This is a genomic window from Dactylosporangium fulvum, assembly GCF_025137375.1.
GTDB classification, from domain to species: domain Bacteria; phylum Actinomycetota; class Actinomycetes; order Mycobacteriales; family Micromonosporaceae; genus Dactylosporangium; species Dactylosporangium fulvum.
Genome location: NZ_CP073720.1, coordinates 1565611 through 1577124 on the forward strand (window position 1 = coordinate 1565611; position 11514 = coordinate 1577124).

Annotated in this window: 9 protein-coding genes; 5 read left to right on the plus strand and 4 right to left on the minus strand. The window is 70.4% G+C overall.

Annotated features, from left to right (window positions below):
- Positions 1-1387 precede the first annotated feature (1387 nt).
- From Dfulv_RS07255 to gatA, 3 genes are all read left to right on the plus strand, one after another.
- Entirely contained in the window at positions 1388-3445 is a 2058-nt protein-coding gene (locus tag Dfulv_RS07255; RefSeq protein WP_259861865.1) for a putative bifunctional diguanylate cyclase/phosphodiesterase, read from the plus strand.
- Positions 3446-3524: 79 nt separating this feature from the next.
- Entirely contained in the window at positions 3525-3824 is a 300-nt protein-coding gene (gatC, locus tag Dfulv_RS07260; protein WP_259861866.1) for an Asp-tRNA(Asn)/Glu-tRNA(Gln) amidotransferase subunit GatC, read from the plus strand.
- Positions 3825-3828: 4 nt separating this feature from the next.
- A complete protein-coding gene (gene gatA, locus Dfulv_RS07265) occupies positions 3829-5304 on the plus strand; it encodes an Asp-tRNA(Asn)/Glu-tRNA(Gln) amidotransferase subunit GatA (RefSeq protein ID WP_259861867.1) in 1476 nt (491 codons plus the stop codon).
- A 45-nt stretch (positions 5305-5349) separates the two neighbouring features.
- On the opposite strand, the gene Dfulv_RS07270 is transcribed toward gatA, so the two are convergent.
- Positions 5350-5526 (minus strand): DUF4236 domain-containing protein, encoded by a 177-nt coding sequence (locus Dfulv_RS07270; RefSeq protein ID WP_259861868.1) that lies wholly within the window; start codon positions 5524-5526, stop codon positions 5350-5352.
- Between the two features lie 81 nt (positions 5527-5607).
- On the opposite strand from Dfulv_RS07270, the gene gatB reads away from it, so the two are divergent.
- Positions 5608-7101, plus strand: a complete 1494-nt coding sequence (gene gatB / locus Dfulv_RS07275) for an Asp-tRNA(Asn)/Glu-tRNA(Gln) amidotransferase subunit GatB (protein WP_259861869.1) — start codon at positions 5608-5610, stop codon at positions 7099-7101.
- Positions 7102-7211: 110 nt separating this feature from the next.
- Here gatB and Dfulv_RS07280 read toward each other — a convergent pair whose 3' ends face one another.
- Positions 7212-8894, minus strand: a complete 1683-nt coding sequence (locus Dfulv_RS07280; protein ID WP_259861870.1) for a metallophosphoesterase family protein — start codon at positions 8892-8894, stop codon at positions 7212-7214.
- Positions 8891-10090 carry a PQQ-dependent sugar dehydrogenase gene (locus tag Dfulv_RS07285; RefSeq protein ID WP_406567943.1) on the minus strand — a complete coding sequence of 400 codons (1200 nt, stop codon included), beginning with the start codon at positions 10088-10090 and terminating at the stop codon, positions 8891-8893. Before Dfulv_RS07285 ends, Dfulv_RS07280 begins: the two co-directional genes overlap by 4 nt.
- A gap of 81 nt (positions 10091-10171) precedes the next feature.
- Between Dfulv_RS07285 and Dfulv_RS07290 the strand changes: the two genes are divergently transcribed.
- Positions 10172-11095, plus strand: coding sequence for a 2-hydroxyacid dehydrogenase (locus tag Dfulv_RS07290; RefSeq protein WP_259861873.1), 924 nt, complete (start codon positions 10172-10174; stop codon positions 11093-11095).
- Here Dfulv_RS07290 and Dfulv_RS07295 read toward each other — a convergent pair.
- Positions 11089-11460 (minus strand): PH domain-containing protein, encoded by a 372-nt coding sequence (locus tag Dfulv_RS07295; protein ID WP_259861874.1) that lies wholly within the window; start codon positions 11458-11460, stop codon positions 11089-11091. The genes Dfulv_RS07290 and Dfulv_RS07295 overlap by 7 nt on opposite strands.
- Between the last annotated feature and the right edge of the window lie 54 nt (positions 11461-11514).

An 11514-nucleotide genomic window follows, 5' to 3' on the forward strand; every position in this document is an offset into this window, starting at 1 on the left:
TCGCGGCCCCGGGTTAGGTCGGTTCGCGGTTCGGCCTGGTCAGGGTCGCGGTTCCGTTTCGGCCTGGTTCGGCTTCGGTCTGGCTGGGCTTGTGGTCGGGCTCAGGCTCGGCTGGGTTCGCGGCCCCGGGTTAGGTCGGTTCGCGGTTCCGCCTGGTCAGGGTCGCGGTTCGGTTTCGGTCCGGCTCTGCTCGGGTGGCCTGCGGCTCTGCTCGGCTCTGCTCTGCTCGGCTCTGCTCTGCTCTGCTCTGCTCTGCTCTGCTCGGCCCGGCTCGGCTCGGCCCGGCTCGGCCCGGCTCGGCCCGGCCCGGCTCGGCTCGGCCCGGCTCGGCCCGGCCCGGCCCGGTTCGGCTTCGGTCCGGCTCGGCTCGGCCCGGCTCGGCTCGGCCCGGCTCGGCCCGGCTCGGCCCGGCTCGGCCCGGCTCGGCCCGGCCCGGCTCGGCTCGGCCCGGCTCGGCCCGGCCCGGCCCGGTTCGGCTTCGGTCCGGCTCGGCTCGGGCCGGCTCGGGTGGGCTTGCGGTTCGGCTTTGGGCCGGCTTGGGCTCGTGGTTGGGCTTAGCTCGGCTGGCTACGGCCGCCGTGTCGTTGGCGCAGCCTCGCTTCCGGTGAGAGTTGGCAAGGCCCTGACTCGGCGCGGCTCGGGTCCGGTCCAGCGGCACGGTGCTGTTCGTCGCTCGGTTTGCGATTCGTTGCCCGTCGCGGGCTTGTCGAGCATCAGTCGGCAGGTCTGCCTCATGGCTTGAGCGGCTCACTCACCCCAAGCCGTCTGTGGGGCGCCGGCTTGGAGGGAGTCCGTTCCTTGAATTTCATGATCCGGAAGACTTTGCGCCGCTATTCGGCGTCAAGTCTTCCGGATCATGAAATTCGCGCGCCGCGGACACCGACTTCATGATCATGAAGAGTTGCGGCACCCAGGGAGCCTGTTGCGCAATTCGGATCCCTCGCGCGTCAACCCCGACAACCGCGCCGATCTTGGAGTTGTGGTCCTTGACAAATCCGGACAAATTCGGAGGTTCATGGCGCCACAACTCCAAGATCGGCGCGTAGTTGGGTCGCCGACGCTGTCTCAGCGAATTGCGCAACAGGCACCCAGGGGTACCGCAACTCTTCGTGATCGTGAAGGTGGCGTCCGCGGCGAAGGGTGGTTGTTGCATTACTCGGTGTTTGTGCACGGTGGGTTTTCGAGTCGTTACGCCACAACGACATTCAAGCTGATCTGTCCATAGTGGCATCGCCCGGTCGGTTGAATACCGGGCGACTTCTGCATCGATTCTGCATCCTTCCCGATTCCGGGGCCGCTGAGGGTGCAGGCTCGCAGGGCGCCGACGGGTACCGACGAAACGACACCAAACACCAGTGAGTCGATGATGCCGAAACTGGGGGAACCGATGAAGCAGAGCGCGCTGCGCAATTCGGCGCCTCCCCGCAACGCTTCCCGGTTCGTCGCCTACGTTGCCACCATCACGGTGGCCGCCGTCGGCGTCCTGCTCGTCAGTCTGCCCGGCGGGTTCCCGTCCAGTCTGCCCGCCGCCTTCTGGTGCTTCGCCGCCTTCGCGATCCTCGCCGACACACCCTGGTTCGTGCAGGCCGGGCCCGACGACGTGATGCCCGCGTTCCCGTCGGTCTGCTTCACCTTCGCCGTCATGCTGGCGTTCGGGTTCGCGCCCGCGGTGCTCGTCCAGCTGGGAGCGGTCGCCGTCGCCGCGGTATGGCTCAAGCATGCCGCCTGGCGGGCCGCGTTCAACGCCGGGCAGTACGTGCTCTCCTTCGCCGCCGCGGCCGCCCTCTTCGACGTGGTCCTGCCCGACCAGCGTGCCGACGTGCACACGATCCTCGACGGCGGCATGCCCGTACTGTGGATCGTCGTCGTCGGCGGGTGCTGGTTCCTCGTCAACAACCTGCTCGTGTCGACCGCCGTCTGGCTGCGCTTCGGCGGGCGGTGGCCCGCGGTGTTCAAGACGGCGCTCGGCAACGATGCGCTGCCGACCGGGGCGCTGCTGCTGTCCGCGCCCGGCCTGGTCGCCACGGCATATGTCGACGTGCTGCTCGTCCCGCTGGCCTTGGTGCCGCTGTTCGCCGTGCGTCGGATGACCAAGCTGTCGCTGCAACGGGCGCGGGCGGCCCGGCTCGACCCGCTCACCGGCCTCGGCAACCGTAAGGCGCTGGAGCGTGCCGTCGCCAACTGGGTGCCGGAGCACGCCGAGCGTGCCGAGGGCGGGGCGGACGATCGACGCCTCGCCCTTCTGCTGCTCGACCTCGACGGCTTCAAGCAGGTCAACGAGGCCCTCGGGCACCGGGTCGGGGACCGGCTGCTGGAGGAGGTCGCCGGGCGGCTCACCGGCGCGGCGGGGGCCGGTCTCGTCGGGCGGCTCGGCGGCGACGAGTTCGCGGTGGTCGTACCACATCTGCGGGACACCTTGCAGGCGCGCGAACATGCCGCCGGGATGCTCGCCGCGCTCGCCGAGCCGGTGCTCCTGGACGGGCTCCCGATCGACGTCGGCGGGTCGGTGGGTGTGGCCGTCTACCCCGAGCACGGCGGCGACTTCGAGGAACTGCTGCAGCACGCCGACGTCGCGATGTACGACGCCAAGGCCCGCGGCGACAACCTCGCCGTCTACGCCCCCGAATCGGACCACAACACCCCGGAGCGGCTCAGCCTCCTCGCCGACCTCCGCCGTGCGCTCGAGTCCCCGGAGGGAACCGGGATCGAGTTGTACTACCAGCCGCAGGTCGAACTGGCCACCGGCGCCGTTGTCGGGCTGGAGGCCCTGCTGCGCTGGCGGCACCCCGTCCGCGGGCCGGTCGACCCGGAGGAACTGATCAAGGTCGCCGAGCACAGCTCCGTCATGCGACTGCTGACACTGCGCATCGTCGACGAGGTCATCAACCAGCTCGCCGCCTGGGGCCCGGCCGCCGACGGCGTGCGGGTCGCGGTCAACGTCAGCGTCCGCGACCTGCACACCGGCGAGATCGCCGACCGGATCGCGGCGCGCCTGCGCGAGACGGCGGTGGATTCGTCGCGGCTCGAGCTGGAGATCACCGAGAGTGCGCTGATGGCCGACCCCCGCCGGGTGCTGGCCACGCTGGCCCGCCTGGAGCGTCTCGGCGTCGCGATCGCGCTCGACGACTTCGGTACGGGCTACTCCTCGATGCTGCACCTGCGCCGGCTGCCGCTGGCCGAGGTGAAGATCGACCGCTCGTTTGTGCTGGGCCTCGCCACCGACCCCGACGACGCGGCCATCGTGCGGTCGATGATCGACCTGGCCAGGGCGCTGGGCCTGCGGGTCGTCGCCGAGGGCGTCGAGAACGAGCGCACCTGGCGGCTGCTGGTGGAGGCGGGCTGTGACCTGGCACAGGGCTGGTACTTCGCCCGGCCCATGCCACCCGCCCAGCTGATCGAATGGCTCGCCAGGCGGAACCGGTCCACCGTCGCGCACAGCGCGTGACGCGGACGAAATAGACTCGTCGGGTTGACGACCGCATGTCACGCTGCGTCAAGCCGACGATTGAAGGAGTACCGCGCCGATGGCCACGATTTCCCGCGAGGAGGTGGCGCATCTCGCGCGCCTCGCGCGGCTTGCCGTCACCGATGAAGAGCTCGGCACCTTCGCCGGGCAGCTCGACGTGATCCTGCAGGCCGTCGCGCAGGTAGGCGAGGTCGCCGCGGCCGACGTGCCGCCGACCTCCCACTCGGTGCCGCTGACCAACGTCTTCCGCGACGACGTCGTGGTCCCGTGCCTGCCCCGCGAGGACGCGCTGGCCGGTGCGCCCGACGCCGAGGACAACCGCTTCCGCGTCCCGCGGATCCTGGACGAGGAGGCCTGATCCGATGACTGACGTCACCAAGCTCTCCGCCGCCGAGCTGGGCCGCCGCCTGGCCGCGAAGGAGGTGTCGGCCGTCGAGGTCGCCACCGCGCACCTGGACCGCGTGGCGGCCGTCGAGGCCAAGGTCAACGCGTTCCTCTACGTCGACCGCGACGGCGCCCTGGAGGCCGCCAAGGCCGTCGACGCCAAGCGCGCCAAGGGTGAGGAGGTCGGGCCGCTCGCCGGTGTGCCGATCGCCGTCAAGGACGTGATCACCACCAAGGGCGTGCCGACGACCGCCGGCTCGAAGATTCTCGAGGGCTGGCGCCCGCCGTATGACGCGACGATCACCACCCGCCTCCGCGAGGCCGGCCTGGTCATGCTCGGCAAGACCAACATGGACGAGTTCGCGATGGGCTCGTCGACGGAGTACTCGGCCTACGGCCCGACGTACAACCCCTGGGACACCTCGCGCATCCCCGGCGGCTCCGGCGGTGGTTCGGCCGCGGCGGTCGCGGCCTACGAGGCGCCGCTCGCGATCGGCACCGACACGGGCGGCTCGATCCGCCAGCCCGCCGCGGTGACCGGGACCGTGGGCGCGAAGCCGACGTATGGCGGCACCTCGCGGTACGGTCTCATCGCCTTCAGCTCTTCTCTCGACACACCCGGCCCGTGCGCCCGGACCGTCGAGGACGCCGCGCTCCTGCACGCGGTCATCGGGGGTCACGACCCCATGGACTCGACCTCGATCCCGCAGCCGGTGCCCGACGTGGTCGGCGCCGCCCGGCTGGGCGCGACCGGTGACCTGAGCGGCGTGCGGCTGGGGCTGGTGAAGGAGTTCGCGGGTGAGGGCGCCGAGCCCGGCGTCGCCGCCGCCTACCGCGAGTCGATCGAGGCGCTGGTCAAGCTGGGCGCCGAGGTCGTCGAGGTGTCGTGCCCGAGCTTCAAGTTCGCGCTGCCGGCGTACTACCTGATCGCGCCGAGCGAGTGCTCCTCCAACCTCGCCAGGTTCGACGGCGTCCGGTATGGGCTGCGCACCGGCGACAACGGCGAGCACTCGCTGGAAGAGGTCATGTCGCTGACCCGCGACGCGGGCTTCGGCCCGGAGGTCAAGCGGCGCATCATCCTCGGCACCTACGCGCTGTCCGCCGGCTACTACGACGCCTACTACGGCCAGGCCCAGAAGGTCCGCACCCTGATCACGCGCGACTTCCAGGCGGCGTTCGGTGTCGCGGACGTGCTGGTCGCGCCGACCACGCCATTCGTCGCTTTCCCGCTCGGATCGCGGACCTCGGATCCGTACCAGATGTATCTCGCGGATCTTTACACGATTCCGTCGAATCTTTATGGCGGGCCGGCCATCTCGGTGCCGAGCGGGCTGTCCGAAGGGCTGCCGGTCGGGCTGCAGATCATGGCGCCGACGATGGCCGACGACCGGATGTACCGCGTGGCGGCGGCGCTGGAATCGGCACTGCCGCCGCTGACGCCTCCGGTGCTGTAGACGTGCGAGCCCCGGGGGCTTCGCCCGAAGCCCCCGGGGCTGCCGTCAGCCCCGGCTGCCCTGGCGCCAGGAGAAGGGACCGGGCAGGTCGACGCGGTTCTTCTTGGTGCGCGAGTTCCACGACCAGGGGCCCAGCTTGAAACTCCACGAGGAGAACCCGTCCTGCGTGAAGTGGAAAATGAAGGGGCCGAACTTCTTGCTCTTCCGAAACTGCACCGGCATGACATCGCTCCTCTCGGGTGGTGGCCAACTGATACCCAATGCCGTGCGTGGATACACCAAGGCTGAAAGCAGGCAGACACAATGAGCACCGTGACGCAGTTGTCGTACGACGAGGCGGTGGCCCGGTTCGAGCCGGTCATCGGCCTGGAGACCCACGTCGAACTGGGCACCAACACCAAGATGTTCTGCGGCTGCCCGACCACGTTCGGCGCCGAGCCCAACACGCAGGTCTGCCCGGTCTGCCTCGGCCTGCCCGGCGCGCTGCCCGTCGCCAACCGGGCCGCGATCGAGGCGACGATCCGCATCGGCCTGGCGCTCAACTGCTCGATCGCGCCGTGGGGCCGGTTCGCGCGGAAGAACTACTTCTACCCGGACATGCCGAAGAACTTCCAGATCAGCCAGTACGACGAGCCGCTGTGCGTCGACGGTTACCTCGACGTCGAGGTGGAGGGCGAGCTCGTGCGTATCGGGATCGAGCGGGTGCACCTGGAGGAGGACACCGGCAAGACCCTGCACGTCGGCGGCGCGACCGGACGCATCCACGGCGCGACCGAGTCGCTCGTCGACTACAACCGGGCCGGCATCCCGCTCGTCGAGATCGTCACCAAGCCGGTCCCCGGCACCGGCGCCGGTGCGCCGCATGTCGCCCGCGCGTACGTCACCGAGCTGCGCGACGTGATCCGCACCCTCGGCGTCTCCGACGTCCGCATGGAGCAGGGCTCGCTGCGCTGCGACGTGAACACCTCGCTGAACCGCACGGGCTCGCCATGGGGCACCCGGACCGAGACCAAGAACGTCAACTCGCTGCGCAGCGTCGAGCGGGCGGTCCGTTCGGAGATCATCCGCCAGGGATCGGTACTGGAGGCAGGCGGCTCGATCGTCCAGGAGACCCGTCACTTCCACGAGGACACCGGCGACACGACCTCGGGCCGCAGCAAGGAGACGGCGACCGACTACCGGTACTTCCCGGAGCCCGACCTGGTGCCGCTGGCCCCGTCGGCGGAGTGGGTCGAGGAGCTGCGGTCCGCGCTGCCCGAGCTGCCGCGGATCCGCCGGGCCCGGATGCAGTCGGACTGGGGCTTCTCGGATCTCGACATGCAGTCGGTCGTCAACGCGGGCGCGGTGGAACTGATCTCGGCGACGGTCGCGGCCGGCGCCACGGCCACGGCCGCCCGCAAGTGGTGGCTGGGCGAGCTGGCCCGCCGCGCCAACGAGACCGAGGTCGAGCTCGACGCGCTGGGCGTGACCCCGGCCGCGGTCGCCGAACTCCAGGCACTCGTCGACTCCGGCAAGATCAATGACAAGCTGGCTCGGGTCGTTCTCGAGGGCGTCATCGCCGGCGAGGGCACCCCGGCCGAGGTGGTGTCGTCCCGCGGCCTGGAGGTCGTGTCGGACGAAGGTGCCCTGACGAAGGCGGTCGACGAGGCGATCGCGGCCAACCCGGACATCGCGGCGAAGGTCCGCGACGGCAAGGTGGCCGCCGCCGGTGCCCTGGTGGGTGCCGTGATGAAGGCGACCGGCGGCAAGGCGGACGCCAAGACGGTGCGCGAGCTGATCATCGCCCGCCTGTCCTGACCCCTTCCCGCGTTGATCATGCACTTGTGGTGCCTCGACACTCCCACGATGTTCGGGTTTGTCAGGCACCACACCTGCATGATCAACGCGATGGGAGGGAGGGGCGGGCGCTACGACGACGGGGACGCTGCCGGGGACGTTGCCGGGGGAGCGGTCGGCGACGGGGTGGCCTGAGCCTTCATGTCCTCGGGGACGATGTGGCGCTGGAGGGCCACCTCGGTCAGGCCGGTGCCGCCGACCTGGATGTCGTCGTAGGCGGACAGGCGGCGGTCCTCGTCGAAGTACAGGATGGAGAGCGCCAGCGGGAGGGGCTTTTCGCTCTCGAGGCCGCGCAGGCCGGCGCCGCCGGTTGAGCCCTCCACCATCAGCAGGGTGCGTTCCGTCGGCTGCTTCGGCGGTTGCGGGCTCGCCGACGCGGACGCGGACGCGGATGCCGACACCGACGGCGACGGGGCCGCGACGGCCACCGGGGCCGGCGCGTCCAGGCGGGTGATCGACCGCTGGTGCTTGTGGCCGGCCAGGACCAGCGGGCACACGCCGGCCAGCGGCTGGGCGGCCACCGGGTCGTGGACCAGCGCCACGTCGACCGGCTTGTCGCCGGAGCGGATCTTCTCGGCCAGCAGCTCGCCCGAGGTGATCACCTGCTCGTGCTGCTGGTTGTCGGTCGTGTCGGTCGACTTGTCGGGTGTGAACCGGGGGTCGCCGATGCCGGCGAAGGTCAGGCCCTTGACCGTGGTGATCGAGTTGTCGAGGACGATCGCATTCGGCTGGCGGGCGACCGCCGCCGCGGTCACGGTCGAGTCGTGGTTGCCGCGGATGTAGAGGTACGGGATGCGCAGCCGGCTGATCTCGTTGACGTATGACGCCTCCGGCTCGCTGCCCCAGTCGTTGATGTCGCCCGTGTCGACGATGACGTCGACGGCGAACTGGTCGGCCACCGAGCGGACCACGCCCCAGGCCGCCGGGTTGAGGTGCATGTCCGAGATGTGCAGGACCTTCGTCGCGCTGGTGTTCGGCTCGTAGACGGGCAGGGCGGAGATCGTGCCGTACAGCTTGCTGACGTTGAGCACGAGCTTCTGCAGCTGCGCGCGGTACTCCTCGTAGCGGTCGGAGATCTTGCGCGCGTCACCGATGATGGCGGGCGCGTTGACGAGCAGGCCGCGGTAGGTCGGCTCCTGGATCGCGGCGGGCTTGAAGGTGAACGCGGTCGCGGCGCCGGTCGAGGCGAGCGCGGCGATCACCAGGAAGCCTGCGATCGCCGTCTCCCGCCGCGCCCGGAACGCCAGGCCGACCAGGATCATCGCGCCGAGGATGCCCGAGCCGGCGGTCTGCAGCGCCAGCCGGCGCACGCCGAGGTCGAGCTGGTCGACGGCGTCGTGGCTGATCTGCTCCAGGTTGCCGCCGCCGTCGGCGACCACCGCCCGGGCGCGCGCCTCGTCCAGCGATTCCAGCCGGATGCGCAGGTGGACCGGGCCGTCGTGGCTGTCGAGCTCGAGCGAGCCCAGTGGCGGGATCTCGACCGACGTCTCGCCGTGCCAGGCCGGTAACAGCGACAGCTGCGCCCGGAACGGCCCGATGTCCTGGGTGGTGGAGCCGCCCAGCGTTATGCCGATCAGCATGCCGATCATGGCCACGACGCCGATGAGCGCGCCGCGCAGGACGCGCCGTAGCCGGGCGAATCGTGGCGCGGCCGGGCGTGACGGATGGCGCCTCCGCCCGGCCGCCATGAGGATCGCCCGGCGCTGGACACGGCGGGCGGCCAGGGCGGCTCGTCGATGGAACGGAGACGTCAACTCTTGCCGGCCTCACCGACGTTGCTGATCACGATTCGGAGAAGCTTGTCGTCGTCGGCCTTCGGCGTGCCGCGGCCGTCCTTGTTGGACGTCGAGACCCACACGCTGCCGTCCGGGGCGAGCTGGGCGGCGCGTAGCCGGCCGTGGGCGTCCTTGAGCAGGGCGGTCGGCGCCCCGAAGATGCCACCGGCCTGGGTCACCTGCATGACGTACAGCCTGGCGCCCTTGAGGCAGGACGCGACGAGGTACCCGTCGACGTACGTGAGGCCCGAGCAGGACGCCTCGTCCGTCTTCCACACCTGGATCGGGTTGACGTACTTCGGGTCGCTGCCCTTGCCCTCGACCGCGGGCCAGCCGTAGTTCTTCCCAGCTTCGATCACGTTGATCTCGTCCCAGTTGCCGGCGCCGAACTCCACCGCATACAGCCGCTTGCTGTCGTCCCAGGTGAACCCTTGCACGTTGCGATGTCCGTAGCTGTACACCGCGGTTCCGAACGGGTTACCGGGCGCCGGCTTCCCGTCCGGCTGGATGCGCAGGATCTTGCCGCCGAGGCTGTTGAGGTCCTGCGCGGTCTCCGGCTTGGCGCCGTCGCCGGTCGAGACGTAGAGGAAGCCGTCGGGGCCGAAGTGGATCTGGCCGCCGTTGTGGATGGTCGACTTCGGGATGCCGGTGAGGATCGGCGTCGGCTGCTGGCCGAGCACGAACTTGCCGACCCGGTTGTCGTCCTTCGCCGTGTAGTAGACGAACACGGTCTTGTCGGTCTCGTAGTCGGGCGACACGGCGATGCCCATGAGGCCGCCCTCGCCACCCGGCACCGCGTCGTTGATCTTCTGGAGCTCGGCCACCTGGAGCCCGTCGGACGTCGACTCCTTGCCGACCTTGAGCAGCCGCTTGCTGTCACGCTCGGTGACCAGAGCGGAACCGTCCGGCAGGAACGTGATGCCCCACGGCACCGCAAGACCCTTGGCCAGGACCGTCGTGGCCACCTCGGTCTGGCCGCCGCCCTCGTCACCGCCGGATCCCGAGGCGGTGGGGTACGGCGAGAGCTTCGGCGGTGAACCCAGCTCATCAGGGGGCGGAGGCCCGAACGAGCAGGCTCCCAGGGCCAGAACCGTCACCACCGCGGCGATCAGGCTCAGGCCGATGTGTCGGTACGTCCGGGCGCTCACCCGGCCAAGACTAGCGTCGCCGGACATCATTCCACCTTTCAGTCACGACCAGAGGAGCCACATGGCGCCCGGTGCGTTCCGGAGCCGGCAACGCGCATCATCGAATTCATGACGAACACGACGAAGATCTGGATCTCACACGAGCACGGACCCGACCTTCTCGGCCCGGTGCCCGAAGGCTGCCGTGTCGAGATCATGCCGAGCCCGGACAAGCTGCCGTCCGACCCGGCGGGCGTCGTGTTCTGGGTGCCGCCGTTCCTGGCCAAGCCCGACGTCGTGGCCCTGGCCGAGCGGATGCCGGCACTGCGGGTCGTCCAGCTGATGAGCGCCGGCGCGGACGCCTGGGCCGGTCGGCTGCCGTCCCGGGTCACATTGTGCGACGCGCGGGGCGTGCACGACTCGTCGACCGCGGAGTGGGTCGTCGCCGCGATCCTCGCCTTCCTGCGGGACTTCCCGGTGTTCGCGCGGGCCCAGGAGCGGGGGCACTGGGCGTACCGCCAAACGGGCGAACTCGCCGGGAAACGTGTCCTGATCGTCGGCTCGGGCTCGATCGGGCGGGCGCTGGAGGCCCGGCTGCTGCCGTTCGAGGTGTCGGTGACGCGGGTCGCGCGGCGGCCGCGGCCCGGCGTGCACGGCGTGGCGGAGCTGCCCGGGCTGCTGCCGTCGGCGGACATCGTGGTGCTGCTCGTGCCGCTGACGGCGGAGACGACCGGGCTGGTCGACAAGGCGTTCCTGGAGCGGCTGCCCGACGGTGCGCTGCTGGTCAACGCCGCCCGCGGGCCGGTCGTCGACACCGAGGCGGTCACGGCGGAGGTGTCCGGCGGGCGCATCGGCTTCGCCGCGGACGTCACCGACCCCGAACCGTTGCCGTCCGATCACCCGTTGTGGCGACTGTCGAACGTCTTGATCACCCCGCACGTGGCGGGGTCGGTGCCCGGGCTGTTGCAGCGGGCATACGGGCTGGCGGGGAAGCAGTTGCGCCGGTTCGCGGCGGGAGAGCCGCTCGACAACGTCGTCAGCGACGGCTACTGAGTCTTCTCCAACTCCTTGCCGCTCGCCTTGATCAACCGTGGGAGGTCGTCGGCGCGGACGGCGTTGAGGGTGACCAGGTGGCCGTTGGCCAGCCGGGCCTGCACAGAGCCGCCCTGGGCGACAAGCCCGTCGACGGCGGCCCACGGGAACCGGCGGCTGCCCAGCAGGGCCCGCACGGTGAACCCGCCCTCGTCGACGTCGGTGCCGGCCCGCCACGCCCACACGGTCACGGCCAGCGGGATCAACAGCACGGGCAGGAACCAGAGGCTCTCGGCGAGCAGCGGCACGGCGCCGATCACGGTGATGGCGGCCGCGACGGCGATCGCGGCGCTGCGCCGGAACTTGACCTTGACCTGGTTGCTCACCCTGCCATCCTCCCATCTCCCCGGGCACGGTTTCTGTCGGTGGGTGGGGACATA